Consider the following 27,000-nt stretch of genomic DNA (forward strand, 5'->3'; position numbering starts at 1 on the left):
TTCAGGATTGATCGTTCAGTGTAGGCGTTTGGGTGGGGAGGCGTAAGTTGCCGTCGTCGCTGCAGTCACAACGGTGGTATTCGCCGCTGTCGACGTTGTACAGGGTCATGGCACCGCCCCACACACAACCGGTGTCCAGGGCGATGATGCCGGGCTCGTCGACCTGCCCCTGCAGGGCGGCCCAGTGGCCGAAGATGATCTTCACGTGGCGTGAGCGGCGGCCTTTGTGTGCGTACCAGGGCTTGTAGCCCTTGGGGGCGGTATCCAGGCCTTCCTTGCTCTTGAGGTCGAGCTTGCCCTCGGCGGTGCAGAAGCGCATGCGCGTGAGGCAGTTGGTGATGACCCGCAGGCGTTCGATGCCGCTGAGGTTCTTGCTCCACTTGTTCGGCTCGTTGCCGTACATGCCGTCCAGGTACAGTTTCAGGCGCTCGTCGTCGCGCAGCACTTCCTCGACCTCGGCGGCCAGCTCCAGGGCTTTGCCCAAGGTCCATTGCGGTGGAATGCCGGCGTGAACCAGGGCGATGCCACGGGGCTCGTCGTAATGCAGCAGCTTTTGCTGGCGCAGCCAGTCGAACAGCTGGTCGGCGTCCGGCGCTTCGATGATCTCGCGCAGGGTGTCGCTTTTCTTCAGGCGTTCGACGTTGTGCCAGGCGGCCAGCAGGTGCAGGTCATGGTTGCCCAGCACGCACACCAGCGACTGGCGGATCGAATAAAGGAAGCGCAGGGTTTCCAGTGACTCGGGGCCGCGGTTGACCAGGTCACCGACCAGCCACAGGCGGTCGACGGCGGGGTTGAAGTTGACCCGTTCGAGCAGGCACTTGAGTGGCTGCAGGCAGCCCTGCAGGTCACCGACGGCGTAGGTAGCCATCAGTGCAGTGCCCCGGGCACCGCCAGGCGGAAGGGGGCGATCTCGGCATCGAAGCGTTTGCCGTCTTCGGCGAACATCTGGTAGCTGCCCTGCATGGTGCCCACGCGGGTGCTGATGACCGCGCCGCTGCTGTAGGTATGGCTCTGGCCCGGGTCGATATTGGGCTGCTGGCCGACCACGCCGGCGCCACGCACCTCCTCGACCTCGCCGTCACCGTTGGTGATCAGCCAGTGGCGCGACAGCAGCTTGGCCTTGAGCGAGCCATTGTTTTGCACGGTGATGGTGTAGGCGAAAGCGAAACGACTGTTTTCGGGGTCGGATTGTTCTTTGAGGTAGCGGGTCACGACGCTGACGTCGATCTGATAGCGGGGGTCGGACATGCAAGGGCCTTGGGCGAACTGACGCAATAATGCAGTCTAGGCCATTGGGAGGGGGGAGGGCCAGCGGTGGAAGGGCTTGGGGATCTGTGCTGTCAGTGCTGGCCCTATCGCCGGCAAGCCGGCTCCCACAGGTGAAGCACAGGCCTCGAGTGCTGTGGAGTACCTGTGGGAGCCGGCTTGCCGGCGATAGGGCCGGTACAGGAGATATCAGGCTTGTAGGTCAGCCAACTGGTCAGCCAGGCGCACGAAGGCGGCCAGATCCAGCTGTTCAGGGCGCAGGCTGCCGTCCACGCCGGCAGCTTCGATGGCGGCGCTGTCGAGCAGGCCTTTCATGGTGTTGCGCAGGGTCTTGCGGCGCTGGTTGAAGGCTTCGCGTACCACCTGCTCCAGCAGCTTTGCGTCCTTGGCCGGATACGGCAGCACTTCGTGCGGCACCAGGCGGACGATGGCCGAGTCCACTTTCGGCGGCGGGTTGAAGGCGCCAGGGCCAACGTTGAACAGGTGCTCGACCCGGCAGTGGTACTGCACCATGATCGACAAACGCCCCCAGTCACCACCGCCAGGGCCGGCGGCCATGCGCTCGACCACTTCCTTCTGCAGCATGAAGTGCATGTCGCGTATCAGCCCGGCATGGCTGAGCAGGTGGAAGATCAGTGGAGTGGAGATGTTGTAGGGCAGGTTGCCCACCACCTTGAGGCTGCGCGGTGGCACGCCCAGCTGGTTGAAGTCGAACTTCAGGGCGTCGCCTTGGTGCAGGCGGAAATTGTTGCGACCGGCGAACTTGTGCTGCAGGATCGGCACCAGGTCCTTGTCCAGTTCCACCACGTCCAGCTGTGCCCCGCTGCCCAGCAGGCCTTCGGTCAGGGCGCCCTGGCCGGGGCCGATTTCCAGCAGATGTTCGCCGGCCTTGGCGTTGATGGCACGCAGGATGCGGTCGATGATGCCGGCGTCGTGCAGGAAGTTCTGGCCGAAGCGCTTGCGCGCCCGGTGTTGGTATTGCTCGTTCATGGTCGGTTCTCGGCCATCTGGTAGGCGGTTTCCAGCGCGACGCGCAGGCTGCCGGTGTCGACCTTGCCGGTGCCGGCCAGGTCCAGGGCGGTGCCGTGGTCGACCGATGTGCGGATGATCGGCAGGCCCAGGGTCACGTTGACTGCAGCGCCGAAGCCTTTGTACTTGAGTACAGGCAGGCCCTGGTCGTGGTACATCGCCAGCACCGCATCGCAGTGCTCCAGATATTTGGGGGTAAACAGGGTATCGGCCGGCAGCGGCCCGCGCAGGTCCATGCCTTCGGTGCGCAGGCGGGCCAGGGTCGGCTCGATGATGTCGATTTCCTCGCGGCCCAGGTGGCCGCCCTCGCCCGCGTGCGGGTTGAGGCCGCACACCAGGATACGCGGGTTGGCAATGCCGAACTTGTCGCGCATGTCGGCATGCAGGATACGGGTTACACGCTCGACGCGCTCGGCAGTGATGGCGTCGGCAATGTCGCGCAGCGGCAGGTGTGTGGTCACCAGGGCCACGCGCAGGCCACGGGTGGCCAGCATCATCACCACTTGCGCGGTGTGGGTCAGCTCGGCAAGGAATTCGGTATGCCCGGAGAAGGCGATACCGCTTTCGTTGATCACGCCCTTGTGTACAGGAGCGGTGATCATCCCGGCGAAGTGCCCGTCCAGGCAGCCTTGCCCGGCACGGGTCAGGGTTTCCAGCACGAACGCGGCATTCGCCTTGTCGAGCTGGCCCGGTACTACCGGGGCCGCCAGGGGGGTATCCCAGACGTACAGGCTACCCGCTGGCGCCGGCTGCTCGGGCCATAGGCCCGGGGCTACCGGCAGCAGGTTGACGGCCAGCCCCAGCTGCGTGGCCCGCTCGGCGAGCAGGTCACGGCTGGTGATGGCGATCAGGGGGTGGGGCTGGGCGTCTGCGGCGAGCAGCAGGCACAGGTCGGGGCCTATGCCGGCTGGCTCGCCGGGAGTGACGGCGAAGCGCAGGGGCTTCACTGGGCGGCCTGGTCAGCGCCAGGCAGCTTGATTTCAACGTAGGCCTCGTCGCGGATCTGGCGCAGCCAGGTCTGCAGCTCTTCGTCGTACTTGCGGTTGCGCAGTACGTTCATGGCCTGCTGCTCACGAGCCTGCTCGGTGCTGTCGGTGGCGCGACGGCCCAGCACTTCCAGGACATGCCAGCCGTACTGGGTCTTGAACGGACGGGTGACTTCGCCTTGGGCGGCGTTGGCCATCTGCTCGCGGAACTCCGGTACCAGGCTGTTCGGGTCAACCCAGTTGAGGTCGCCGCCGTTAAGCGCCGAACCCGGGTCTTCCGAGAAGCTCTTGGCCAGCTCGCCGAAGTCTTCGCCGTTCTTGATGCGCTCGTACAGGCGCTCGGCCAGTTGCTCGGTAGCAGCCTCGCTGCGGATCTCGCTAGGCTTGATCAGGATGTGGCGAACGTGCACTTCGTCACGCAGCACGTTCTCGCTGCCACCGCGCTTCTCCTCGAGCTTGAGAATGATGAAGCCGTTGGGGATGCGGATAGGCTGGGTAATTTCGCCAACCGGCATGCTGCTGAGCATCTTGGCGAAATCTGGTGGCAGCTGGCCGGCTTTACGCCAGCCCATCTCGCCGCCTTCCAGGGCGTTTTCGCTGGCGGAGCGGGCAATGGCCATCTGGCCGAAGTCCGCGCCCTGCTTGAGCTGCTGGTACACATCGCCAACCTGGCGCGCGGCGGCCTGGATGGCTTCCGAGTTGGCCGCTTCCGGGGTCGGGATCAGGATGTTGGCCAGGCGGTACTCTTCCGACATCTGCATCTTGCCAAGGTCGGAGTTGAGGAAGTTCTTCACTTCCTGCTCGGACACCTGGATGCGCTCGGCCACGCGGCGCTGGCGCACGCGGCTGATGATCATCTCGCGCTTGACCTGCTCGCGGGCGTCGTCGAACGACATGCCGTCACGGGCCAGAGCGGCGCGGAACTGGTCAAGCGACATGCCGTTGCGCTGGGCAATGGTGCCCATGGCCTGGTTCAGCTCTTCGTCGGTGATGCGGATGCCGGAGCGTTCGCCGATCTGCAGTTGCAGGTTCTCGACGATCAGGCGTTCCAGTACCTGCTGGTCCAGAGCACCGGCAGGCGGCATGCCGCCGCCGCGCTTGGCGATGGTTTGCTGGACCTCGCGGACACGCTGGTCCAGTTGGCTTTGCATGACCACGTCGTTGTCGACGATGGCGACCACGCGATCAAGAGGTTGCACCGCGGCATGCACCGCGCCACTCAGCAATGCAACGCCCAGCAACGCCGGGCGCAGTCGATCAATAAGCTTGGTCTTCACGTTCACGGTAACCTTGAATGCCTTGGTCGAGGAAAGACTCGACCTTGTTGCCGACTACACCACCGAGGCCTTTCAGGACGATCTGAAGGAAGATGCCGTGGTCGCCTTTTTCGTTCGTCGGGAGTGCTTGGCTGAAGTCGTCGTAATCGATCCAGTAGCGGTTGATCAGGCGCAGCTTCCAGCAGCAGTTGTCGTACTCGAAACCGCCCATGGCTTCCAGGGTGCGGTTGCGGTTGTAGTCATGCTGCCAGCGAGCGATGACGCTCCACTGCGGAACGATCGGCCAGATGACCGAGAAGTCATGCTGCTGGATCTTGTAGTAGTCCTTCACGTAGTTAGGACTGCCCGGGGTGCCATAGTCGCCGCCGCCCACTTTCCAGGTACCGGTCGTGGAGTCGTAGGCGATGGTGTCGTTACGGTAGCGATAACCGAGGTTGACCACCTTGTTCGGGTTGTCTTCAGGCTGGTAGTGGAACATCGCGCTGCCCGAGCGTGGGCTGCTGGTGTCCGGGTCCCAGTTGTAGGTTGAGTTGAAGCGCCAGTCGCGGTTGAAGTAGTAGTTGTACAGCAGCGCGTATGGCGATACGTCGGACTGCGAGTCGGCGCGGTCGCGGTAGTCGATACCCGGCAGCTGGACTTTGCGATCCTTGAAGTAGTACGCCTGGCCGATGCTGAAGTTCTGGCGCTCGAAGCCGTTCTCTTCGATCCAGCGGGTGGTTACGCCCAGCGACAGTTTGTTCTCGTCACCGATGCGGTCGATGCCGCTGAAGCGGTTGTCGCGGAACAGCGAGTCATAGCTGAACACCGTTTCACCCGTGCTGAATAGCGGGATATCGGTCTGGTCCTTGTATGGAACGTAGAGGTAGAACAGACGCGGCTCGAGAGTCTGGCGGTAGTTGGTGCCGAACATCGAGGTGTCACGGTCGAAATACAGGCCGCTGTCGACGCTGAAGATCGGAACATCGCGGTTCTGATTACTTTTGAAGTCGCCGTACAGGGGGATCCTATCTGGGCGGGTGACAAGATCGTTCTTGCCCTTGCTGTCCAGGTCGAGATCATAGTGGGTATACATGTACTTCAGCTTCGGCGTGATGTAGCCGTAGCTGGCCTCCATAGGCAGGCTAATGGAAGGCGCGACGTTCAGACGGGTACCGTTGGATCGAGCGTTACCGAAGATATTTTCGTCGAGTCGTTTGCCTGGCACGCCACCAACGCTGGTATCTGGGTTGCCATCCTCGTTGAAAACGAAGTCGTCTTTCAGGTCACGTTCAAAGCGTACGGCTTCTGTCTCATAAGCCAGGTTCAGCCCACCTGGTTCGTACGGCAGCTTACCATTGAAGGTAATCTGCGGCAGACGATCATACGGCGTGATCTTCGAGATGGTCGCCATCTCGTAGGCATGCACATTAAGGCGCGCCGTATAGCTGTCACCACGGTAGGTCAATGCACCTTGCTGATTGAGCAGGTCCTTGGACTCAACACCAATCTGGTCGGACTCGAGATCCTGGAAGTAGAACGGATCGCTGATGTCGGTGTAGTCCACTTCAGCCATCAGGCGCTCGTCCAAGCCACCCTTGTGCTGCCAGTTGACCATCCAGCGCTGTTCTTTGTAGTCAGTCTGGTCTTTGCGGTCGTCGTTCTTGTCGTTGAGGTACGCACCACCGAACTGGCCTTCGCTGGAAGGCGTCAGGTAGCGGAACTCGCCTTCCATCAGCAGGCCGCGCTTGGTCATGTAGCGCGGGTACAACGTGGCGTCGTAGTTCGGCGCCAGGTTGAAGTAGTACGGCGTGACCAGCATGAAGCCGGTGTCGCTGGTGCTGCTGAACGATGGCGGCAGGAAGCCGGACTGGCGACGGTCGTCGATCGGGAAGTAGATGTACGGTGTGTAGAACACCGGGAAATCCTTGACCCGCAGCGTAACGTTGGTCGCGGTACCGAAACCGGTGGCCGGGTTCAGGGTGATGTTGTTGCCCTTCAGCTGCCAGGCGTTGCTGCCCGGTTCGCAGGTGGTGTACGTACCGTCCTTTAGACGGATGATGGCGTTCTCGCCACGCTTGGCGTACAGGGCACTGCCGCGGATGTGCGACTTGTGCATCACGTATTCGGCGTTGTCGACCTGGGCTTCGCCCGTGTCGAGCTGGATCTGTGCCTCGTCACCGACCACCAGCGAACCGTTGTCACGGATCTTGACGTTGCCCTTGAGCTCGCCACGGTTTTCGGTCTGGTAGAGGTTGGCCTCGTCGGCCTCGGCCTGCATGCTGCCCTGGCGCATCACCACGTCACCGGCGAGGGTAGCGATCTGCTGCTCCTGCTGGTACTTGGATACCTTGGCGTTGATGTAGGTCGGCGACTCGTCCTTCGGCGTGGTGTCGGCCATGCCCGGGCGGGTTGGCTCGATGTAGGCGCCACCGCAGTACGGGCCGGTTTCGGCCAGCTGTGCGGCAGTGAGCTTTTCACGCGGAACCCAGTCCAGGTGGCTGTAGTCTTCGCTACGCGACTTCAGGCCACGGCCCTTGGCCTCGGTGACCAGCATCGGCCGGTCCGCGGTTTCGCCTTCGCTCGCGGCTTCGGTGCCGGTGCTGACGGCAGCACCCTCGTGCACCGGGCGCGGCGGCAGGTTGTTGGCTGGGGTCTTGGGCTTGCAGTCCCAACCACCGGAGGCGGACACTTGGCAGTCGAACTGTTCGGCTGCCACCACGTAAGACGTGGCCAGAGGTTGCAGGGCCAGCAAACCGCCGGTTACCAGCAACGGAAACTTTCTACGAAACGCGGGGGATTTCAATGCCATCTTATTAGTCCGGGCTTCCTGCGTGCCATCTGCCCGCGTGTGGGGCCGCACGCCTCTCGATGGTCTGAAAAAGATGCTGGATAATAAAGCATGACCCGCTTGACGGCTAGGGCCGTCGGAGACCCTTGTAATGCCTGAACACGATGTACGCCTGCAACAACTGACGGTCTGGCTCGATGAGCAGCTCAATGATCTTTTCCGGAAAAACGCCTGGGGCGAAGTGCCCGCAGGCAGCCTGACCGCGGCCAGCAGCGATGCCAGCTTCCGTCGTTATTTCCGCTGGCAGGGCGCCGGCCACAGCTTCGTGATCATGGATGCACCACCTCCGCAGGAAAACTGCCGACCGTTCGTCGCCATCGACCACTTGTTGGCCAGCGCCGGCGTGCACGTGCCGCTGATCCATGCCCAGGACCTGGAGCGTGGCTTCCTGCTGCTGGGTGACCTGGGCCACCAGACATACCTTGATATCATTGATGCGGACAACGCCGACGGCCTGTTCGCTGATGCCATCGACGCGTTGCTGGCGTTCCAGCGCCTGCCGATGGACGCGCCGTTGCCCAGCTACGACGATGCGCTGCTGCGCCGTGAAGTCGAGTTGTTCCCGGAGTGGTACGTGGGCCGTGAGCTTGGCCTGGCCTTCAGCGATGCCCAGAAAGCCGCCTGGCAACGAATCAGCCAGTTGCTGATCGACAGCGCACTCACCCAGCCCAAGGTACTGGTGCACCGCGACTACATGCCGCGCAACCTGATGCAGAGCACGCCCAACCCCGGCGTGCTGGACTTCCAGGATGCCGTGTACGGCCCGGTCACCTACGACATCACCTGCCTGTTCAAGGACGCCTTCCTCAGTTGGCCGCAGGCGCGGGTCGAAGGCTGGCTGCGCGACTACTGGCAGAAGGCACAGGCTGCCGGCATCCCGGTGCAGGCCGACTTCGAGGCGTTCCAGCGTGCCAGCGACCTGATGGGTGTTCAGCGCCACCTGAAGGTGATCGGTATCTTCGCCCGTATCTGCCACCGCGACGGCAAACCCCGTTACCTGGGCGACGTGCCGCGCTTCTTCGCCTATATAGAAGAAGTGATCAGTCGCCGGCCCGAATTGGCGGAGCTGGGTGAGCTGATTGCCGAGCTGCAGGCCGGAGCGCGTGCATGAAGGCAATGATATTGGCAGCGGGCAAAGGCGAGCGCATGCGCCCGCTGACCCTGCACACCCCCAAGCCGCTGGTCCCGGTCGCCGGCCAGCCACTGATCGAGTATCACCTGCGGGCCCTGGCTGCGGCGGGCGTCACCGAGGTGGTGATCAACCATGCCTGGCTCGGCCAGCAGATCGAGGACCACCTGGGTGACGGCAGCCGTTTCGGCCTGAGCATCCGCTATTCGCCCGAAGGAGAGCCGCTGGAAACCGGCGGTGGCATCTTCAAGGCCCTGCCATTGCTGGGTGACGCGCCGTTCCTGTTGGTGAACGGCGATGTCTGGACCGACTACGACTTCGCGCGCCTGCAGGCTCCCCTGCAAGGCCTGGCCCATTTGGTGCTGGTCGATAACCCAGGCCATCACGGCCGCGGCGACTTCCGCCTGGTGGGCGAGCGGGTGGTCGATGGTGATGATGCCCCTGGCACGCTGACCTTCAGCGGCCTTTCGGTGCTGCACCCGGCGCTGTTCGAAGGCTGCCAGCCTGGCGCCTTCAAGCTGGCGCCGTTGCTGCGCCAGGCCATGGCTGCGGGCCAGGTCAGTGGCGAGCACTACCGTGGGCACTGGGTTGATGTCGGTACTATCGAGCGCCTGGCCGAGGCCGAGCGCCTGATCGGCGAGCGCGCCTGACATGTGGTGGCCAAGCACGGTGATTGGTGCCGGTGCCGGCTTTGCCGTTGCCAGCATCCCCGGGGCCTTGCTCGGCGCGTTGCTCGGCCAGGCCATGGACCGCCGCCTGCGATTGCAGGGCTGGGAGGACATGCGTGAGCGCCTGGGCGGGCGCCCGGCCTTGCAGGACGACGAGTTACTGTTCGTGATGCTCGGGCGCCTGGCCAAGTGCGATGGCCGGGTGGGCGAGCAGCATATCCAGCAGGCGCGCCAGGAGATGGTGCGCCTGGACCTGGCCGAAGCGGCCCGGCTGCGCGCGATTGCCGCGTTCAACCGTGGCAAGGCGGGCAAGGACAGGCTGAGTGGGCACCTGCGGCGCATTCGCCAGCAGCCGCATGCGGCCGAAGGCACCCTGCGTGCCTGTTGGCGCATGGTCTGGGCCGACGGCAAGATGGGCAACAAGGAGCGTGAACTGCTGCTGGACTGGGGGCAGAAACTGGGCCTGAGCCGGCGGCAGGTGCAAGCCATGTCGCTGGAGTACGAACCACGCAAGGCGGCGGGGCCGGAAGGGGTCGCCATGACCTATGCGGCGGCGTTGCGCTTGCTGGCGGTCGAGGCGGATACCGATGCCGACAAGGTCAAGCAGGCGTATCGTCGGCTGGTCAGCCGGCACCACCCGGACAAGCTGGCGGGCACTGGTGCCAGTGAGGCGCAGGTGCGTGAAGCGACCGAGCGGACCCGGGAGTTGCATCAGGCCTATGCAATGATCCGCAAGCGGCGCGGCCTTTGATGGCCCTATCGCCGGCAAGCCAGCTCCCACAGGTATTGCACTGACCCTGAACACTGTGGGGTACCTGTGGGAGCTGGCTTGCCGGCGATGGGGCCATCATGGCAAACCTTACCCCTGCGGGTTCATCCACCCCCGCACCCGGCGGAACAGTTGCTCCTGCTCGGCCACCTTGTTCCCCGGCATGGCAATCAGCGACAACTGCCGGTACTGGCTGTCCTTCTGCCGCTTGCTGGCCTGCAGGCGCTGCGCGGCTGCATTGCGGTCACTGCTGCGGGTGGCGTAGTAGATGTCGGCAGTCGGCACTTTCAAGGTCGGCGCCAGGCTTTCCAGGTCATGCTCCACCCGCGCCGGTGTCTGCGCGGCAACCATCACCAGTTTCTGCACCTGCGGTGGCTGTTTCTCGCTCAGGTAGCGGGCCGCCCAATACGCGCCGCTGCCATGGCCGATCAGCACGATGCTGCGGGCGTTGTGCTGCTGGGCAAAGGCCACCGCAGCATCCAGGCGGGCGAAAATGCGCTCGGCATCGGCCGGGTCGGTTTGCTCGCTGGCCTGTTTGGCGTCAGTGCTCTCTGCGGTGTCGGCATCGGCTGCGGTAGCCTGGGCGACGTTGGCATTGGCATCGGCCGGCATGTCCTTGGCCGGGGCGCTTTCGCCCTTGTCTGGCTGCGGCTCGGCAGCCGGCTTGGCCTCGACCCGCGCCTGTGGGCTGTCGGCGAGCAGGTCGGGCAGGCTGATGCTCAGGCTGTGCCAGCCGATATCGGGGAACTTCTGCCGCAGCGGGCCGACCGCATTTGGCCAGTCAGCCGTTTCGCCAGCCCCCGGGACGATGATGACCGCCCCCTGCGGGTCGCTGTCGTTGGCCGGTTTCCATAGGGCCAGGAAGCTGTCGGCACCGGCCTGCAGGGTCTGCTGTTCGGCCTTGGGCACCAGCCGCTCCAGCGCCTGGGCGTCCTCCTGGCTGCGCTCCAGCAGCGGCGGGCGAGGGGCTTGGGCAGCGGGTGCCTCGGTGGTGGTGGATGGTTTTTCGGCATCGGCGGCCAGGGCGCCGAGTGGAAGGATCGAGGCCAGGCAGCACATTGCCAGCGTCGTGCGATAAAGTGTGGACATGAGTCAACCCAGGGCCAGAATGATACCGGCAGCCTAATAGTATTTGCCCGTGACGGCCATGCTGCATGGCCGCCTTGCCAAGACGAGCGTGTAGATGAAGCGAGTGCGTCGCCTGTTGGTTATCGGCTGCTTTTGGCTGCCCTTGATTGCATTGGCCAGTCCCGAAGCGGTGCCCACGGTTGCCCTGGAACCGGCCCAGCAGCAATGGCTGGATACGCACCGCAGCCTACGTGTCGGCCTGGTGTTGCAGGCGCCCTACGCTCAGTTCGACCGGCGCCTGCAGCAGCTGTACGGGGCCAACGTGGAACTGGTGAGCAGCCTGGCGCAGGCGCTGCGGCTGGACCTTACCTGGCGCAACTTCGCCGACCAGGCCAGCCTCGAACATGCCCTGCAGGCCGGCGAAATCGACTTTGCCCCGGGGCTTACCCAGACCCCTGCCAGCCTGCGTCTGTGGCTGTTCAGCGACCCTTACATGCGCGTGCCGCAACTGGTGGTTGGGCCGCGCACCGGGACCATGGCCGTGGAACTGGAAACGCTCGAGGCCGAGCAGCGGGTGGCGGTACGCATGCCCAGCCAGCTGGCGGACTACCTGCGTGGCAACTACAGCAACCTCAACCTGCAAGGGGTGCCCAACGAGCGCGAGGCCCTGCAACTGGTGGTGGGCGGCCAGGCCAGTTTCGCAGTGCTGGATGAAGCCCAGCTCAGCCGCCTGTCGCGCGAGAGCGAGTTCGGCGAACTGGCGGTGGTCGGCGATATCGGCCTGCCGCAACTGTTGCGCATCGGTTCGCGGCGCGACTGGCCGCTGCTGGCCGATGTGCTCGAGCGTGGCCTGCAGGCACTGCCGGCCAAGGAACTGGAGCAACTGCACCAGCGTTGGCTGCAGCCAAAGTACCCACGCCTGAGCGAGTCGACGGGGTTCTGGCAGAACCTGGCCCTGCTGTTCGGCATGCTGCTGTTGTGCGCGCTGGCCACCCTGGTGTGGCAGCGTCGGCAGCAGCGCCAGCTGGAGCGCAGCCTGCTGGCCACGCGCGAAAGCCTGGTGGAGCGGCAGGTGCGCGAAGAAGCGTTGCGCCTGAGCCAGTTCGCCATCGACCAGAGCACGGTGGGCATCCTCTGGGTCAACTGGGACAGCCACGTACGCTACGCCAACCATGCCGCCGAGCGCATGCTGGGCTACGGCGAAGGCGCGCTGCTGGAGCGGCCGCTGAGCGACTTTGAACCCAGCCTGACCATGGACCGCTGGCTGGAACTGTGGAAGGGCGCGCGCACCGGGGCGGGCGGTGTCGGCCAGTTCGAGACGCAGTGCCGCCGGGCTGACCACAGCCTGCTGCCGGTCGAGCTGTCGCTGAGTTTTCTGCGCTTTCGTGACTCCGAGTACCTGGTGGTTTACCTCGCCGATGTTACCGAGCGCCACCGCGCCCTTGCGGCCCTGCGCGAAAGCGAGGCGCGGCTCAAGGGCATTGCCGGCAACGTGCCGGGGTTGGTGTTCCGCCTGGAGCGCGACCCGGCCGAGGGCGACCTGGAATTCCCCTACATCAGCGAGGGCAGCGAGGCCTTGGTGGGCTATTCGCCCAGCGAGATCCAGCACCCGCAGATGGGCCTGCGCAACCTGGTACATCCCGAGGACCGCGCCGATTACCACCGAGTGCAGGACCTGGCCCTGGCCAGCGACCAGGACTGGTCCTGGCAGGGGCGCATCCTCACCCGCCAGGGTGAACAGCGCTGGGCCGACATCAAGGCCAGCACCCGGCGCCTGGGCAACGGCCAGGTGGTGTGGGACGGCGTGGTGTGGGACATCACCCAGGGCAAGCGGGCCGAGTTGGCGCTGGCCAGGTCCCAGGAGCAGCTGCGCGAACTGTCGGCCCACCTGGAGAGCGTGCGTGAGGAAGAAAAGGCCCGCATCGCCCGGGAAGTGCACGATGAACTGGGGCAGATGCTGACCGTGCTCAAGCTGGAGGTGTCGATGTGCGAGCTGGCCTTCGCCGAGCTGGACCCGGGCCTGAATGAGCGCCTGACCAGCATGAAGCGCCTGATCGCCCAACTGTTCCAGCTGGTGCGCGACGTGGCCACCGCCTTGCGCCCGCCGATTCTCGATGCCGGCATCGCCTCGGCCATCGAATGGCAGGCGCGGCGTTTTGAAGCACGCACGCAAATCCCCTGCCTGGTGCAAGTACCGGATAATCTGCCAGCATTGAGCGACGCCAAGGCCACCGGGCTGTTCCGTATCCTCCAGGAGGCGCTGACCAACGTAATGCGCCACGCCCAGGCGCACAGCGTGGAGATCGAACTGGTACGGGAGCACGGGCAATTGCGCATGACTGTCAGCGATGACGGCCAGGGCTTTTGCCGCGACCAGCCCCGGCCCACCTCGTTCGGCCTGGTCGGGGTGCGTGAGCGGGTGCTGATGCTGGGCGGCAGCATGGCGCTGGACAGTGAACCGGGCGAAGGCACCAGCCTGAGCGTGGCCATACCGTTGGAGTAGGAGAGCGATCGTGATTCGAGTGCTGGTGGCCGAAGACCACACCATTGTCCGTGAGGGCATCAAGCAGTTGATTGGCCTGGCCAAGGACATGCAGGTGGCGGGAGAGGCCGGTAACGGTGAGCAGCTGCTGGAAACCCTGCGCCACACGCCGTGCGAGGTGGTACTGCTGGATATCTCGATGCCGGGTGTGAATGGCCTGGAGGCGATCCCGCGGATCCGCGCGTTGCACGACGCCCCGGCGATCCTGATGCTGTCGATGCACGATGAAGCGCAGATGGCGGCGCGGGCGCTGAAGGCCGGGGCGGCGGGCTATGCCACCAAGGACAGCGACCCGGCGCTGTTGCTGACCGCGATTCGCCGGGTTGCCGCTGGCGGGCGTTATATCGACCCGGCGCTGGCCGACCGCATGGTCTTCGAAGTGGGCCTGACGGAGTCGCGGCCGTTGCACACGCTGCTGTCCGAGCGGGAGTTTTCGGTGTTCGAACGCCTGGCCCAGGGCGCCAACGTCAACGACATCGCCCAACAGCTGGCGCTGTCGAGCAAGACCATCAGCACCCACAAGGCGCGCCTGATGCAGAAGCTGAAAGTGAACTCGCTGGCTGAGCTGGTGAAGTACGCGATGGAGCACAAGCTGGTCTGAATGCGACATGCGCTTCCTGCGTCCTGTAGCGAATCCCTGTGGGAGCGGGTTTACCCGCGAAAGGGCCTGACCTGCCATCTGCGGTGCCTGGGCTGGCCTCTTCGCGGGTGAACCCGCTCCCACAGGGGCGCGCCGGAGGGCTGAGGGAAATATTCCAAACCCGCCATCTTTGTAGGGGAATCCCTACAACAAATCTTCCATCCGGATGATGGCATTCTCTCAGCACCCCCGATTTTCCGGCGCTTGCCGCTTGTCTAGTCTTTGCCTACGCAGTCATCCAACAAGAAGGTGCAGGCATGAGCGAGGCGAAGTCGAACGCTGCAACCAGCGAAACGCTGGTCAGCTTCCGTGGTGTGCAGAAGAGCTACGACGGCGAGTCGCTGATCGTCAAAGACCTCAACCTGGATATTCGCAAGGGCGAGTTCCTCACCCTGCTTGGCCCGTCCGGCTCGGGCAAGACCACCAGCCTGATGATGCTGGCCGGCTTCGAAACCCCCACCGCCGGTGAAATCCAGCTGGCCGGGCGTTCGATCAACAATGTGCCGCCGCACAAGCGTGACATCGGCATGGTGTTCCAGAACTACGCGCTGTTCCCGCACATGACCGTGGCCGAGAACCTGGCCTTCCCGCTGACCGTGCGCAACCTGAGCAAGACCGACATCAGCGAGCGGGTCAAGCGGGTGCTGAACATGGTCCAGCTCGATGCCTTCGCCAAGCGTTACCCCGGCCAGCTGTCCGGCGGCCAGCAGCAGCGTGTAGCCCTGGCCCGGGCACTGGTGTTCGAGCCGCAGCTGGTACTGATGGACGAACCGCTGGGCGCGCTGGACAAGCAGCTGCGCGAGCACATGCAGATGGAGATCAAGCACATCCACCAGCGCCTGGGCGTGACCGTGGTGTACGTGACCCACGACCAGGGCGAAGCGCTGACCATGTCCGACCGGGTGGCCGTGTTCCACCAGGGTGAAATCCAGCAGATCGCCGACCCGCGCACGCTGTACGAAGAACCCTGCAACACCTTCGTCGCCAACTTCATCGGCGAGAACAACCGCATCAACGGCACCTTGCTGGCCAGTGATGGCAAGCGCTGCCAGGTGCAGTTGCCGCGTGGCGAGCGGGTCGAGGCGCTGGCGGTGAATGTCGGCCAGGCCGGCGAGCCGGTGACCCTGTCGATCCGCCCGGAGCGCGTGCGCCTGAACGGCCACAGCGAAAGCTGCGTGAACCGCTTCTCGGGCCGGGTGGCCGAATTCATTTACCTGGGCGACCACGTGCGGGTGCGCCTGGAAGTTTGCGGCAAGGGCGACTTCTTCGTGAAACAGCCGATTGCCGAGCTCGACCCGGCCTTGGCCGTGGGCGATGTGGTACCGCTGGGCTGGGAGGTGGAGCACGCCCGCGCGCTCGATCCGATTGCCGAAGCCCATTGATGGATTGCTTCACCAACCCTGTACTGTGGAGAGAATAATAATGCGCAAGCAGTTGAAACTGACCGCCCTGGCCCTGGGGCTGTTCGCCGCTGGCCAGGCCATGGCCGCAGACCTCACCGTGGTCTCGTTCGGCGGTGCCAACAAGGCGGCCCAGGTCAAGGCGTTCTACGAACCGTGGGAGAAGGCCGGCAAGGGCAAGATCGTTGCAGGCGAGTACAACGGCGAGATGGCCAAGGTCAAAGCCATGGTCGACACCAAGAGCGTGTCATGGAACCTGGTGGAAGTTGAGTCGCCAGAACTGGCCCGCGGCTGTGACGAGGGCATGTTCGAAGAACTCGACCCGGCCCTGTTCGGTAATGAGGCCGACTATGTGCCGGGTGCCATCCAGCCATGTGGCGTGGGCTTCTTCGTATGGTCCACGGTGCTGGCCTACAACGCCGACAAGCTGAAGACCGCACCCACCAGCTGGGCCGATTTCTGGGATACCAAGAAATTCCCGGGCAAGCGCGGCCTGCGCAAGGGCGCCAAGTACACCCTGGAATTCGCCCTGATGGCCGACGGCGTGGCGCCGAAGGACGTGTACCAGGTGCTGGGCACCAAAGAGGGCGTGGACCGCGCCTTCAAGAAACTCGACGAACTCAAGCCAAGCATCCAGTGGTGGGAAGCTGGCGCCCAGCCGCCGCAGTACCTGGCCTCGGGTGACGTGGTCATGAGCTCTGCCTACAACGGCCGCATCGCTGCGGTGCAGAAAGAGAGCAACCTGAAGGTGGTGTGGAACGGCGGCATCTACGACTTCGACGCCTGGGCCATCCCGAAAGGCGCCAAGGATGCCGAGGAAGCGAAGAAATTCATCGCCTTCAGCGTGCAGCCCGAGCAGCAGAAGACCTACTCCGAGAACATCGCCTACGGCCCGGCCAATTCCAAGGCCGTGAGCCTGCTGTCGGACGCGGTGAAGAAGGACATGCCGACCACGCCTGAAAACATCGCCAACCAGGTGCAGATCGACGTGGCCTTCTGGGCTGACAACAGCGAGCAGCTGGAGCAACGCTTCAACGCCTGGGCGGCGAAGAAGTAAACGACCAGCGTAGGGGGCCGCGTTGCGGCCCATCGCCGGCAAGCCAGCTCCCACAGGGGGCCGCTGCCCTGGAGCCAGCGGAGTATCTGTAGGAGCTGGCTTGCCTGCGATGGGCTGCGCAGCAGCCCCATTTTCAGTTCGTATCGCGGAGTTCGCCATGGCCATTGCAGTGCCCCTCAAAGAAGGCGCAGGTCCAAGTCTCAAGCAGCGCCTCAAGCACGCCGAGCGGGTCAACCGCTGGAAGGCGCAGGCGTTGATCGCGCCGCTGGCGCTGTTTCTCCTGCTGGTGTTCCTGGTGCCGATCGCGGCGCTGCTGTACAAGAGCGTCGGCAACCCGGAAGTGGTTGGCGGCCTGCCGCGCACCGTGGGCGTCATCACCCAGTGGGATGGCAAGAGCCTGCCGGGCGAGGACGTGTACAAGGCGTTGAGCCAGGACCTGGCCGAGTCGCGCAAGAACCAGACCCTGGGCGACCTTTCCAAGCGCCTGAACATGGAGCTGGCCGGTTACCGCAGCCTGTTGGCCAAGACCGCGCGGGCGCTGCCGTTCAAGAGCGAACCCGCTTCCTATAAAGATGCCTTGCAGGCCCTCGACGAGCGTTGGGGCGACCCGGCCTACTGGCAGGCGATCCGCCGCAACACCAGTACGGTCACCTCGTTCTACCTGCTGGCTTCGCTCGACCACCGCATCGATGACCTTGGCGAACTGGCCAAGGCCACCCCGGACCAGGCCATCTACCTGGATATCTTCGCCCGCACCCTGTGGATGGGTGTGGTGATTACCGCCATCTGCCTGGTGCTGGCCTACCCGCTGGCCTACCTGCTGGCCAACCTGCCGACCCGGCAGAGCAACCTGCTGATGATCCTGGTGCTGCTGCCGTTCTGGACCTCGATCCTGGTGCGGGTGGCGGCGTGGATCGTGCTGCTGCAGTCGGGTGGCCTGATCAACAGCGCGCTGATGGCCATGGGCATCATCGACCAGCCGCTGGAACTGGTGTTCAACCGCACCGGCGTGTACATCTCGATGGTGCACATCCTGTTGCCGTTCATGATCCTGCCGCTGTACAGCGTGATGAAGGGTATTTCGCCAAGTTACATGCGTGCGGCGATCTCGCTGGGCTGCCACCCGTTCGCCAGTTTCTGGCGGGTCTACTTCCCGCAGACCTACGCCGGGGTTGGCGCTGGTTGCCTGCTGGTGTTCATCCTGGCCATCGGCTACTACATCACCCCGGCACTGCTGGGCAGCCCGAATGACCAGATGGTCAGCTACTTCGTGGCCTTCTACACCAACACCAGCATCAACTGGGGCATGGCCACCGCACTGGGCGGGCTGTTGCTGCTGGCGACCGTGCTGTTGTACCTGATCTATAGCTGGCTGGTCGGCGCCAGCCGCCTGCGCCTGAGCTGAGGAGCCTTGTCATGCTGAGCCCTTACATGTCGCCCGTGGAGCGGGTGTGGTTCTACAGCCTGCGCATTCTTTGCGGCTTGATCCTGCTGTTCCTCATATTGCCGGTGCTGGTGATCGTGCCGCTGTCGTTCAACAGTGGCAGTTTCCTGGTGTACCCGCTGCAGGGCTTCTCGCTGCAGTGGTACCAGGACTTCTTCGGCTCGGCCGAGTGGATGCGGGCCTTGAAGAACAGCATCATCGTCGCCCCGGCAGCCACAGTGCTGGCCATGGTGTTCGGCACCCTGGCGGCCATCGGCCTGACCCGTGGGGACTTCCCGGGCAAGTCGCTGGTGATGGCGCTGGTGATTTCGCCGATGGTGGTGCCGGTGGTGATCATCGGTGTGGCCAGCTACCTGTTCTTTGCCCCGCTGGGCATGGGCAACAGCTTCACCTCGCTGATTCTGGTGCATGCGGTACTGGGCGTGCCGTTCGTCATCATTACCGTGTCGGCGACCTTGCAGGGCTTCAACTACAACCTGGTGCGCGCGGCAGCCAGCCTGGGCGCCTCGCCGCTGCTGACTTTCCGCCGGGTGACCCTGCCGCTGATCGCGCCCGGGGTGATTTCGGGGGCATTGTTCGCCTTTGCCACGTCGTTCGACGAAGTAGTGGTGACCCTGTTCCTGGCCGGGCCGGAGCAGGCGACCCTGCCGCGGCAGATGTTCAGTGGTATTCGAGAGAACCTGAGCCCGACCATTGCCGCGGCGGCGACCTTGCTGATTGCCTTCTCGGTGGTATTGCTGCTGACCCTGGAGTGGTTGCGTGGGCGTAGCGAGAAGCTGAGGACCCAGCAGCCTGGTTGAAGGTATGTTGCCTGTGCTGGCCTCTTCGCGGCTAAAGCCGCTCCCACAGGATTTGTGCAGCTTTTGATGTCTGCGCGGTCCCTGTGGGAGCGGCTTTAGCCGCGAAGAGGCCGGTACAGGTTGATGCTAATCAGCCTTCATCCGCTTCCCTGGGTTACAATGCGCGCCACCGTGATTCTGCCAACAGGTGCGCCATGCAGCCCTACGCTATTGCCCCCTCCATTCTCTCCGCCGATTTCGCCCGACTGGGCGAGGACGTCGACAAGGTATTGGCCGCGGGTGCCGACATCGTCCACTTCGATGTCATGGACAACCACTACGTCCCCAACCTGACCATCGGCCCGATGGTCTGCACCGCCCTGCGCAAGTATGGCGTCACCGCCCCGATCGACGTGCACCTGATGGTCAGCCCGGTCGACCGCATCATCGGCGACTTCATCGAAGCTGGTGCCACCTACATCACCTTCCACCCGGAAGCCTCGCAGCACATCGACCGTTCGCTGCAGTTGATCAAGGACGGTGGCTGCAAGGCCGGCCTGGTGTTCAACCCGGCCACCAGCCTGGACGCGCTGAAGTACGTGATGGACAAGGTCGACATGGTGCTGCTGATGAGCGTCAACCCGGGCTTCGGCGGGCAGAAGTTCATCCCTGGCACCCTCGACAAGCTGCGCGAGGCGCGTGCGCTGATCGACGCCAGCGGCCGTGATATCCGCCTGGAAATCGACGGTGGCGTCAACGTCAACAACATCCGCGAGATCGCTGCCGCTGGCGCCGACACCTTCGTGGCCGGCTCGGCAATCTTCAACGCCCCGGACTACCAGGAAGTCATCGCCAGGATGCGTTCCGAACTGGCTCAGGCCCGCCCATGAGCGGCTTCGAGCAGCTGTTCCCGGGGACGCTGCCCAGGCTGGTGATGTTCGATCTGGACGGTACCCTGATCGATTCCGTGCCAGACCTGGCCGCCGCCGTGGACCGCATGCTGCTCGAACTGGGGCGCCCGCCTGCCGGCCTGGAGGCGGTGCGCCACTGGGTGGGCAACGGTGCCCAGGTGCTGGTGCGCCGGGCGCTGGCCGGTGGCATCGACCACGCTGCCGTGGACGATGCGCTGGCCGAGCAGGCGTTGGCGCTATTCATGGACGCCTATGCCGAAAGCCACGAACTGACCGTGGTCTACCCCGGTGTGCAGGACACCCTGCGCTGGCTGCGCAAGCAGGGCGTGGAAATGGCGCTGATCACCAACAAGCCCGAGCGCTTCGTTGGCCCGCTGCTGGACCAGATGAAGATCGGCAACTACTTCCGCTGGATCATCGGCGGTGACACCCTGCCGCAGAAAAAGCCCGACCCTGCGGCTCTGCTGTTCGTCATGCAGATGGCCGGTGTCACCCCGCAGCAGTCGCTGTTTGTCGGCGATTCACGCAGTGACGTGCTGGCGGCCAAGGCGGCTGGCGTGCAGTGCGTGGGCCTGACCTACGGCTACAACCACGGCCGACCGATCCACGACGAAGCCCCCAGTCTGGTGATCGACGACCTGCGCGCATTGCTGCCCGGTTGCGCAGACCCGGCCACTGGGATAACGTTGGCGGACCTTCAAGCCTCACAAGACAGAGAGTCCACCGTGGCGGTTACCGGCAAATTCTGGATGAAAGTCATCAAGGCCCTGGCCCGTTGGCGTTGGCGCGCCTGACTTCAGCCTGCCGGCGCGTGCCGGCCCGTCCGTTTGCCTGACCTATTGCTGCTTGCCACGAGGCTACCCATGACCCGCGAAGAATTCCTGCGCCTGGCCGCTGCCGGCTACAACCGTATTCCCCTGGCCTGCGAAACCCTGGCCGACTTCGACACGCCGCTGTCGATCTACCTGAAACTGGCCGACCAGCCCAACTCGTACCTGCTCGAATCGGTGCAGGGCGGCGAGAAATGGGGCCGTTACTCGATGATCGGCCTGCCGTCGCGCACCGTGATGCGTGTGCACGGTTACCACGTCAGCATCCTGCAGGATGGCGTGGAGGTGGAAAGCCACGATGTCGAAGACCCGCTGGCCTTCGTCGAAACCTTCAAGGACCGTTACAAGGTCGCCGATATCCCTGGCCTGCCGCGCTTCAACGGCGGCCTGGTCGGCTACTTCGGCTACGACTGCGTGCGCTATGTGGAAAAGCGCCTGGGCGCCAGCCCCAACCCGGATCCGCTGGGTGTGCCGGATATCCTGCTGATGGTGTCCGATGCGGTGGTGGTGTTCGACAACCTGGCGGGCAAGATGCACGCGATCGTGCTGGTCGACCCGGCTGAAGAGCAGGCTTTCGAACAGGGCCAGGCACGCCTGCAAGGCCTGCTGGAAACCCTGCGTCAGCCGATCACCCCACGCCGTGGCCTGGACCTGAGTGGCCCGCAGGCTGCCGAGCCGGAATTCCGCTCCAGCTATACCCGCGAGGATTACGAGAACGCCGTCGGCCGTATCAAGGAATACATCCTGGCCGGTGACTGCATGCAGGTGGTGCCGTCGCAGCGCATGTCGATCGACTTCAAGGCTGCGCCAATCGACCTGTACCGCGCGCTGCGCTGCTTCAACCCGACGCCGTACATGTACTTCTTCAACTTTGGCGACTTCCATGTGGTCGGCAGCTCGCCCGAGGTGCTGGTGCGCGTCGAGGACAACCTGGTCACCGTGCGCCCGATTGCCGGCACCCGCCCGCGTGGCGCTACCGAAGAGGCCGACCGCGCGCTGGAAGACGACCTGCTGTCGGACGACAAGGAAATTGCCGAGCACCTGATGCTGATCGACCTGGGCCGTAACGACGTCGGTCGCGTGTCCTCGACCGGCAGCGTGCGCCTGACCGAGAAGATGGTGATCGAGCGTTACTCCAACGTGATGCACATTGTGTCCAACGTCACTGGCCAGCTGCGCGAAGGGCTGACGGCGATGGACGCACTGCGGGCGATCCTGCCGGCCGGTACGCTTTCGGGTGCGCCGAAGATTCGCGCGATGGAGATCATCGATGAGCTGGAGCCGGTCAAGCGTGGGGTTTACGGTGGTGCCGTCGGTTACTTCGCGTGGAACGGCAACATGGATACCGCCATTGCCATCCGTACCGCGGTAATCAAGGACGGTGAGCTGCATGTGCAGGCCGGGGGCGGCATCGTTGCCGACTCGGTGCCGGCGCTGGAGTGGGAAGAAACCATCAACAAGCGCCGGGCAATGTTCCGCGCGGTGGCGTTGGCCGAGCAGACTTCGGCCAAGTAAGTTGATCGGGGCTGCGTTGCAGCCCTTCGCGGGCATGCCCGCTCCCACAGGGAAATCACATGCTGCAAGGCCTGTGCAATACCTGTGGGAGCGGGCGAGCCCGCGAAGGGCCGCAAAGCGGCCCCACCAATTCAAAAGTCGACGCTGACGCCCAAACTGACCCCCTGCTGCGTCAATTCATCACTCTTGCGCCAGTTATAGTTACCGCGCAAATGCACCCCCGCCACCACCTCATGGCTCACCCCCAGGCTCGCCCGGGTCAGGTCGCTGTGCGGCGTATACCCTGTCAGGGTGAAGTCATTCGCCGGCAGGCTGGTCAGGTGCATCGTCACATCCTGCTGGTCATCCTCGAACTCATGCTCCTGCGCCACCTCGGCGAACAGCCGGGTACTCGGCAGCACCTGCACACTGCCCAGCAACCCCACGCCCAAACGGCGTGATGTACGTTCCTGGTCATCGAAGCCCAGCGCCGTCGAGCGCCCGCTTTTCTCGTCATAGCCATCCACCTTCACCCGCGCATAGTCGGCGCTGATGAACGGAGCCAGCTGCCAGCTGCTGCTCTCGGCCGCCAGGTTGTAGCCCAGCCGCCCCGACATAGCCCAGGCCTCGCCATCGGTATCGCCCTTTTCGCTGCGGTCGTTCACGCCAAGGGCGAAGGTGCGCTTGAGGTCGCTGTAGTCCAGGTGCCCGGCGGTCAGCGCCGCGTCGGCCCACCAGCGGTCCTGGCGGTATTGGGCGAAGGCGCTGGCAAGGTAGCTGTCCAGCTTGTAGTCCGAATCCTGTGCGCCGGCTTCCAGCTTCTGCCGGTACACGCCGCCGGCCAGGCCCAGGCGCCATGCATCGTTCAGGCGGTAGCTGCCGCCCAGGGTCAGGTTATAGCCGCGGCCATCGCCGCTGGCCGCGCTGCGCTGGCCGTCGAAGTCCAGGTCCTGGGCGCCGGTGGCAACGAAGGCTTGCCACTGGCCAACTGTCTGCCAGGGTGTCTGCCACTGGTTGCGCAATTCGTCCTGGTGAGCGCGCAGGCTGGCGTGGGCCATTTCCGGGAGCAAGGTCAGTTCCCAGGGGGCGGCGATAATCGAATAGGCGTAGTCGGCAATCAGTTGCTGGCCGGCGATGGTCGGGTGCACCGAGTCGTTGAACAGCAGCTTGGTCGGGTCTGGCGTGGCGCCGTTGATGCCATACACCGGGTTTTCCACGCAGCCTTCGCCGCTGTAGCAGGTGCCGACCAGGTTCTGGCCGCTGGCCAGGCCGAACTGCTCGGGGCTGGCCAGCGCTTCGCTCAGCAGCACGGGAATGTTCAGCGGAATAATTTCGGCATCGATCTGCCCCAGCTGGCTGAGCAAGGACTGGTTGAACGCGCCGGATAGCAGCGACAGCGGGTTTTGTTGCGGCGTACCGCTGAAGTTCGGTGTCTGCCCGAGGTCGGGCAGCAGCCAGACCATGATGTAGCGGGCGCCGCCTTGCTGCAGGGCCTGGGCGCTGGCAGCAAGCCGGGCGCCAGCGGCCACGGCATCGGCCGGGCTGTTGACCAGGCCTTGCAGGAAGTCATTGCCGCCGCCAGTCAGGTAATACAACGCGTTGGGGTCGGCGCGCAGGCCATTGGCCAGGTAGCCCGGTTTATCACGCAGTACCAGCCCGGCGCCGGGGCGCCCTGGTGGGATGACGGTCTCGGAGGTAGTGGTGATCGAATCCAGGATCTGCTGGGTGGTGTAGCCACCGACTGCCCAGTTGTTGCCGTCGGGAAGGCCCAGCACCGGATTGACCGGGGAGGTGGAAGGGCCAAGCTCGGTCGGGCTCACACCGAGCCGCCCGCCCAGGATCATCGGTGACACTGGCGCATAATTGCCATTGGCATCGCGGTTGGTGAAGCGCACCCCGCCAAACTGCCCGGCGTCGCTGAGGCTGTCACCAAACACGATCATGCTGGAGTAGGGCGAGGGTGCCGCGAAGGCCTGGCTGCAGGCTAACGTCAATGAGGCGAGGGTAAAGCGCAATAACGGTGCTTTTCGCATCAGGGAACATCCTTTTCTTTGTTTTTATCAGGACAACCCCATCGACCTTAGCAAATCGCAGTGCATCCCTCCCAAGTCCATTCGTTTCCCCGTGTTTACAGGCATATTGCGCCCGCCGCCCCGGTAGGCTACTGTGCCGGGACGTATGAGCGAGACCTATCCCGTGTTGATCGTCAGCAAACTCTTGATGCGCGTAATCAAGGCCCACGCCCGTTGGCGTTGGCGCGCCTGACTTTATCCCCTGCCGGCCCGTCCGGCCCGCCCCCGTTTGCCTTCCTGTCTACCGCCCCTTGGGGCAAAGCCGCGCCTGTTGGCTGGTGCAGAAAGGTTCGAATTCTGAAGTCAGTAGATTCAAGAGGTTTAACCCGATGTTACTGATGATCGACAATTACGACTCATTCACTTACAACGTCGTTCAGTACCTTGGCGAGCTCGGTGCCGAGGTAAAGGTCATTCGCAATGACGAAATGACCATCGCCCAGATCGAAGCCCTCAACCCCGAGCGCATCGTCGTATCTCCAGGCCCGTGCACGCCGAGCGAGGCGGGCGTGTCCATCGAGGCCATCCTGCACTTTGCCGGCAAGCTTCCGATCCTTGGCGTATGCCTGGGCCACCAGTCCATCGGCCAGGCCTTTGGTGGTGATGTGGTACGTGCCCGCCAGGTGATGCACGGCAAGACCAGCCCGGTACACCACCGTGACCTGGGCGTGTTCGCCGGCCTCAACAACCCGTTGACCGTGACCCGTTACCACTCGCTGGTGGTAAAGCGCGAAACCTTGCCCGAGTGCCTGGAAGTGACCGCCTGGACCGCCCATGCTGATGGTTCGGTCGACGAGATCATGGGCCTGCGCCACAAGACGCTGAATATCGAAGGGGTGCAGTTCCACCCCGAGTCGATCCTGACCGAACAGGGCCACGAACTGTTCGCCAACTTCCTCAAGCAGACTGGCGGCCGCCGCTAAGGATCGAACATGGATATCAAGAGTGCGTTGAGCCGTATCGTCGGCCAGCTGGACCTTTCAACCGAAGAAATGCGCGACGTCATGCGCCAGATCATGACTGGCCAGTGCAGCGAAGCGCAGATCGGCGCCTTCCTGATGGGCATGCGCATGAAGAGCGAAAGCATCGACGAGATCGTCGGTGCGGTGTCGGTGATGCGCGAGCTGGCCGACAAGGTCGAACTGCAGAGCCTCGATGGCGTTGTCGATATCGTCGGTACCGGCGGTGATGGCGCCAACATCTTCAACGTATCCACCGCCTCGTCGTTCGTCCTGGCGGCGGCAGGTTGCACCGTGGCCAAGCATGGCAACCGCGCGGTATCGGGCAAGAGCGGCAGTGCCGACCTGCTGGAGGCCGCCGGTATCTACCTGAACCTGACGCCCACCCAGGTGGCCCGCTGCATCGACAGCCTGGGCATCGGCTTCATGTTCGCGCAAAGCCATCATTCGGCCATGAAGCACGCTGCCGGCCCGCGTCGCGACCTGGGGCTGCGCACCCTGTTCAACATGCTCGGCCCGCTTACGAATCCGGCCGGGGTGAAGCACCAGGTGGTCGGTGTATTTGCCCAGACCCTGTGCCGCCCGTTGGCTGAAGTACTGCAGCGCCTGGGCAGCAAGCACGTGCTGGTGGTGCACTCGAAGGATGGCCTGGACGAGTTCAGCCTGGCTGCGCCGACCTTCGTCGCCGAACTGAAAAATGGCGAAATCACCGAATACTGGGTAGAGCCGGAAGACCTCGGCATGAAGAGCCAGAGCCTGCACGGCCTGGCCGTCGAGAACCCGCAGGCGTCGCTGGAGCTGATCCGCGATGCGCTGGGCCGACGCAAGACCGAAAACGGCCAGAAGGCCGCTGAGATGATCGTGCTCAATGCGGGCGCGGCGCTGTATGCCGCTGACCATGCCATGAGCCTGAAAGCCGGTGTGGAACTGGCCCACGACGTACTGCACACCGGGCTGGCCTGGGAGAAGCTGCAGGAGCTGGGTGCCTTTACTGCAGTATTCAAGGTGGAGAACGAAGCATGAGTGTGCCGACGGTGCTGGAAAGGATCATTGCCCGCAAGTTTCAGGAAGTGGCCGAGCGCAGCGCGCGCGTCAGCCTCGCCGAACTGGAGGGCCTGGCCAAGGCTGCCGACGCCCCGCGTGGCTTTGCCAAGGCCCTGATCGAGCAAGCCGCGCGCAAGCAACCGGCGGTGATTGCCGAAATCAAGAAGGCCTCGCCGAGCAAGGGCGTGATTCGCGAGCATTTCGTGCCGGCGGAAATCGCCGTCAGCTACGAGAAGGGCGGGGCGACCTGCCTGTCGGTGCTGACCGATGTGGACTACTTCCAGGGCGCCGACGAGTACCTGCAGCAGGCCCGCGCGGCGGTGTCGCTGCCGGTGATCCGCAAGGACTTCATGGTCGACCCGTACCAGATCGTCGAGGCCCGGGCCCTGGGCGCGGACTGTGTACTGCTGATCGTGTCGGCGCTGGATGACGTGAAGATGGCCGAACTGGCGGCCACGGCCAAGGATGTCGGCCTCGACGTGCTGGTGGAAGTGCACGACGGCGATGAGCTGGAGCGCGCGTTGAAAACCCTGGATACACCGCTGGTGGGGGTGAACAACCGCAACCTGCACACCTTCGAGGTCAGCCTGGAAACCACCCTCGACCTGCTGCCGCGTATTCCGCGTGATCGCCTGGCGATTACCGAGAGCGGTATCTTGAACCGGGCCGATGTGGAGCTGATGGCGATCAACGAGGTCTACTCGTTCCTGGTAGGCGAGGCGTTCATGCGTGCCGAGCAGCCAGGGCTTGAGCTGCAGCGGTTGTTCTTCCCGGATCAGGTGAAGAAGACTGTTCAGCAACTGGACTGA

Annotated in this window: 23 protein-coding genes; 15 read left to right on the forward strand and 8 right to left on the reverse strand. The window is 64.1% G+C overall.

All coding sequences use genetic code 11. The features are described from left to right. Window position 1 precedes the first annotated feature (1 nt). From ABX298_RS12640 to ABX298_RS12665, 6 genes are all read right to left on the reverse strand, one after another. The gene (locus ABX298_RS12640; protein WP_238067186.1) at window positions 2-868 is read right to left on the reverse strand and encodes a symmetrical bis(5'-nucleosyl)-tetraphosphatase; all 867 of its coding nucleotides are present in this window, start codon (window positions 866-868) and stop codon (window positions 2-4) included. Further along, complete coding sequence (gene apaG, locus ABX298_RS12645; RefSeq protein WP_012270198.1) at window positions 868-1,248, reverse strand: Co2+/Mg2+ efflux protein ApaG; 381 nt, start codon at window positions 1,246-1,248, stop codon at window positions 868-870. The genes ABX298_RS12640 and apaG overlap by 1 nt, the downstream gene beginning before the upstream one ends. A 207-nt stretch (window positions 1,249-1,455) precedes the next feature. Then, window positions 1,456-2,256: a 16S rRNA (adenine(1518)-N(6)/adenine(1519)-N(6))-dimethyltransferase RsmA gene (gene rsmA / locus ABX298_RS12650; RefSeq protein ID WP_075044407.1), complete on the reverse strand. Its 801-nt coding sequence runs from the start codon at window positions 2,254-2,256 to the stop codon at window positions 1,456-1,458. Beyond that, entirely contained in the window at window positions 2,253-3,242 is a 990-nt protein-coding gene (pdxA, locus tag ABX298_RS12655) for a 4-hydroxythreonine-4-phosphate dehydrogenase PdxA (RefSeq protein WP_075044408.1), read from the reverse strand. Before pdxA ends, rsmA begins: the two co-directional genes overlap by 4 nt. Further along, complete coding sequence (locus ABX298_RS12660) at window positions 3,239-4,558, reverse strand: peptidylprolyl isomerase (RefSeq protein WP_015268722.1); 1,320 nt, start codon at window positions 4,556-4,558, stop codon at window positions 3,239-3,241. Before ABX298_RS12660 ends, pdxA begins: the two co-directional genes overlap by 4 nt. Then, window positions 4,539-7,346: an LPS-assembly protein LptD gene (locus tag ABX298_RS12665; RefSeq protein ID WP_367394454.1), complete on the reverse strand. Its 2,808-nt coding sequence runs from the start codon at window positions 7,344-7,346 to the stop codon at window positions 4,539-4,541. Before ABX298_RS12665 ends, ABX298_RS12660 begins: the two co-directional genes overlap by 20 nt. A gap of 130 nt (window positions 7,347-7,476) precedes the next feature. On the opposite strand from ABX298_RS12665, the gene ABX298_RS12670 reads away from it, so the two are divergent. The 3 genes from ABX298_RS12670 to ABX298_RS12680 are packed head-to-tail and all read left to right on the forward strand — an operon-like array spanning window position 7,477 to window position 9,933. Beyond that, window positions 7,477-8,496, forward strand: a complete 1,020-nt coding sequence (locus ABX298_RS12670; RefSeq protein WP_286100916.1) for an aminoglycoside phosphotransferase family protein — start codon at window positions 7,477-7,479, stop codon at window positions 8,494-8,496. Next, window positions 8,493-9,164: an N-acetylmuramate alpha-1-phosphate uridylyltransferase MurU gene (gene murU / locus ABX298_RS12675; protein ID WP_286100917.1), complete on the forward strand. Its 672-nt coding sequence runs from the start codon at window positions 8,493-8,495 to the stop codon at window positions 9,162-9,164. Before ABX298_RS12670 ends, murU begins: the two co-directional genes overlap by 4 nt. Window position 9,165: 1 nt before the next feature. Further along, window positions 9,166-9,933 (forward strand): TerB family tellurite resistance protein, encoded by a 768-nt coding sequence (locus ABX298_RS12680; protein ID WP_025337464.1) that lies wholly within the window; start codon window positions 9,166-9,168, stop codon window positions 9,931-9,933. 108 nt (window positions 9,934-10,041) lie between these two features. Here ABX298_RS12680 and ABX298_RS12685 read toward each other — a convergent pair whose 3' ends face one another. Continuing rightward, window positions 10,042-11,040, reverse strand: a complete 999-nt coding sequence (locus ABX298_RS12685; protein ID WP_367394455.1) for an alpha/beta hydrolase family protein — start codon at window positions 11,038-11,040, stop codon at window positions 10,042-10,044. 94 nt (window positions 11,041-11,134) lie between these two features. On the opposite strand from ABX298_RS12685, the gene ABX298_RS12690 reads away from it, so the two are divergent. From ABX298_RS12690 to trpE, 9 genes are all read left to right on the forward strand, one after another. Further along, the gene (locus ABX298_RS12690) at window positions 11,135-13,522 is read left to right on the forward strand and encodes a transporter substrate-binding domain-containing protein (RefSeq protein WP_286100919.1); all 2,388 of its coding nucleotides are present in this window, start codon (window positions 11,135-11,137) and stop codon (window positions 13,520-13,522) included. Window positions 13,523-13,529: 7 nt separating this feature from the next. Beyond that, the gene (locus ABX298_RS12695) at window positions 13,530-14,162 is read left to right on the forward strand and encodes a response regulator transcription factor (protein ID WP_170929296.1); all 633 of its coding nucleotides are present in this window, start codon (window positions 13,530-13,532) and stop codon (window positions 14,160-14,162) included. Between the two features lie 296 nt (window positions 14,163-14,458). Continuing rightward, window positions 14,459-15,583 (forward strand): ABC transporter ATP-binding protein, encoded by a 1,125-nt coding sequence (locus ABX298_RS12700; protein ID WP_012270208.1) that lies wholly within the window; start codon window positions 14,459-14,461, stop codon window positions 15,581-15,583. Window positions 15,584-15,623: 40 nt separating this feature from the next. Beyond that, window positions 15,624-16,658: an ABC transporter substrate-binding protein gene (locus ABX298_RS12705; protein WP_075044415.1), complete on the forward strand. Its 1,035-nt coding sequence runs from the start codon at window positions 15,624-15,626 to the stop codon at window positions 16,656-16,658. 157 nt (window positions 16,659-16,815) lie between these two features. Further along, the gene (locus ABX298_RS12710; RefSeq protein ID WP_013970602.1) at window positions 16,816-18,063 is read left to right on the forward strand and encodes an ABC transporter permease; all 1,248 of its coding nucleotides are present in this window, start codon (window positions 16,816-16,818) and stop codon (window positions 18,061-18,063) included. Window positions 18,064-18,074: 11 nt separating this feature from the next. After that, the gene (locus ABX298_RS12715) at window positions 18,075-18,902 is read left to right on the forward strand and encodes an ABC transporter permease (RefSeq protein ID WP_013970603.1); all 828 of its coding nucleotides are present in this window, start codon (window positions 18,075-18,077) and stop codon (window positions 18,900-18,902) included. A 194-nt stretch (window positions 18,903-19,096) separates the two neighbouring features. Continuing rightward, the gene (gene rpe, locus ABX298_RS12720; RefSeq protein WP_075044416.1) at window positions 19,097-19,771 is read left to right on the forward strand and encodes a ribulose-phosphate 3-epimerase; all 675 of its coding nucleotides are present in this window, start codon (window positions 19,097-19,099) and stop codon (window positions 19,769-19,771) included. Beyond that, window positions 19,768-20,586 (forward strand): phosphoglycolate phosphatase, encoded by an 819-nt coding sequence (locus ABX298_RS12725; protein WP_075044417.1) that lies wholly within the window; start codon window positions 19,768-19,770, stop codon window positions 20,584-20,586. Before rpe ends, ABX298_RS12725 begins: the two co-directional genes overlap by 4 nt. A 69-nt stretch (window positions 20,587-20,655) precedes the next feature. Continuing rightward, entirely contained in the window at window positions 20,656-22,137 is a 1,482-nt protein-coding gene (gene trpE, locus ABX298_RS12730) for an anthranilate synthase component I (RefSeq protein ID WP_013970606.1), read from the forward strand. A gap of 131 nt (window positions 22,138-22,268) precedes the next feature. Here trpE and estP read toward each other — a convergent pair whose 3' ends face one another. Then, window positions 22,269-24,149 carry an esterase EstP gene (gene estP / locus ABX298_RS12735; RefSeq protein ID WP_367394456.1) on the reverse strand — a complete coding sequence of 627 codons (1,881 nt, stop codon included), beginning with the start codon at window positions 24,147-24,149 and terminating at the stop codon, window positions 22,269-22,271. 368 nt (window positions 24,150-24,517) lie between these two features. Between estP and ABX298_RS12740 the strand changes: the two genes are divergently transcribed. From ABX298_RS12740 to trpC, 3 genes are read left to right on the forward strand one after another with little or no spacing between them, the layout of a single operon-like run. Then, window positions 24,518-25,111 carry an aminodeoxychorismate/anthranilate synthase component II gene (locus ABX298_RS12740; protein ID WP_003259809.1) on the forward strand — a complete coding sequence of 198 codons (594 nt, stop codon included), beginning with the start codon at window positions 24,518-24,520 and terminating at the stop codon, window positions 25,109-25,111. Window positions 25,112-25,120: 9 nt separating this feature from the next. Continuing rightward, window positions 25,121-26,170 (forward strand): anthranilate phosphoribosyltransferase, encoded by a 1,050-nt coding sequence (gene trpD / locus ABX298_RS12745; RefSeq protein ID WP_013970609.1) that lies wholly within the window; start codon window positions 25,121-25,123, stop codon window positions 26,168-26,170. Then, entirely contained in the window at window positions 26,167-27,000 is an 834-nt protein-coding gene (gene trpC, locus ABX298_RS12750; RefSeq protein WP_075044419.1) for an indole-3-glycerol phosphate synthase TrpC, read from the forward strand. Before trpD ends, trpC begins: the two co-directional genes overlap by 4 nt.

This window comes from Pseudomonas sp. X4, assembly GCF_040784925.1.
GTDB lineage: Bacteria > Pseudomonadota > Gammaproteobacteria > Pseudomonadales > Pseudomonadaceae > Aquipseudomonas > Aquipseudomonas putida_Z.

Bases quoted from the DNA above. Each gene is read 5' to 3' on its own strand.
- ABX298_RS12700 (WP_012270208.1), top strand. From the start codon at position 14,459: ATGAGCGAGGCGAAGTCGAACGCTGCAACCAGCGAAACGCTGGTCAGC.
- ABX298_RS12710 (WP_013970602.1), top strand. From the start codon at position 16,816: ATGGCCATTGCAGTGCCCCTCAAAGAAGGCGCAGGTCCAAGTCTCAAG.
- trpE (WP_013970606.1), top strand. From the start codon at position 20,656: ATGACCCGCGAAGAATTCCTGCGCCTGGCCGCTGCCGGCTACAACCGT.
- ABX298_RS12705 (WP_075044415.1), top strand. From the start codon at position 15,624: ATGCGCAAGCAGTTGAAACTGACCGCCCTGGCCCTGGGGCTGTTCGCC.
- ABX298_RS12690 (WP_286100919.1), top strand. From the start codon at position 11,135: ATGAAGCGAGTGCGTCGCCTGTTGGTTATCGGCTGCTTTTGGCTGCCC.
- trpC (WP_075044419.1), top strand. From the start codon at position 26,167: ATGAGTGTGCCGACGGTGCTGGAAAGGATCATTGCCCGCAAGTTTCAG.
- ABX298_RS12665 (WP_367394454.1), bottom strand. From the start codon at position 7,346: ATGGCATTGAAATCCCCCGCGTTTCGTAGAAAGTTTCCGTTGCTGGTA.
- ABX298_RS12740 (WP_003259809.1), top strand. From the start codon at position 24,518: ATGTTACTGATGATCGACAATTACGACTCATTCACTTACAACGTCGTT.
- ABX298_RS12725 (WP_075044417.1), top strand. From the start codon at position 19,768: ATGAGCGGCTTCGAGCAGCTGTTCCCGGGGACGCTGCCCAGGCTGGTG.
- ABX298_RS12680 (WP_025337464.1), top strand. From the start codon at position 9,166: ATGTGGTGGCCAAGCACGGTGATTGGTGCCGGTGCCGGCTTTGCCGTT.
- rpe (WP_075044416.1), top strand. From the start codon at position 19,097: ATGCAGCCCTACGCTATTGCCCCCTCCATTCTCTCCGCCGATTTCGCC.
- murU (WP_286100917.1), top strand. From the start codon at position 8,493: ATGAAGGCAATGATATTGGCAGCGGGCAAAGGCGAGCGCATGCGCCCG.
- ABX298_RS12670 (WP_286100916.1), top strand. From the start codon at position 7,477: ATGCCTGAACACGATGTACGCCTGCAACAACTGACGGTCTGGCTCGAT.
- ABX298_RS12640 (WP_238067186.1), bottom strand. From the start codon at position 868: ATGGCTACCTACGCCGTCGGTGACCTGCAGGGCTGCCTGCAGCCACTC.
- ABX298_RS12685 (WP_367394455.1), bottom strand. From the start codon at position 11,040: ATGTCCACACTTTATCGCACGACGCTGGCAATGTGCTGCCTGGCCTCG.
- rsmA (WP_075044407.1), bottom strand. From the start codon at position 2,256: ATGAACGAGCAATACCAACACCGGGCGCGCAAGCGCTTCGGCCAGAAC.
- estP (WP_367394456.1), bottom strand. From the start codon at position 24,149: ATGCGAAAAGCACCGTTATTGCGCTTTACCCTCGCCTCATTGACGTTA.
- ABX298_RS12715 (WP_013970603.1), top strand. From the start codon at position 18,075: ATGCTGAGCCCTTACATGTCGCCCGTGGAGCGGGTGTGGTTCTACAGC.
- apaG (WP_012270198.1), bottom strand. From the start codon at position 1,248: ATGTCCGACCCCCGCTATCAGATCGACGTCAGCGTCGTGACCCGCTAC.
- trpD (WP_013970609.1), top strand. From the start codon at position 25,121: ATGGATATCAAGAGTGCGTTGAGCCGTATCGTCGGCCAGCTGGACCTT.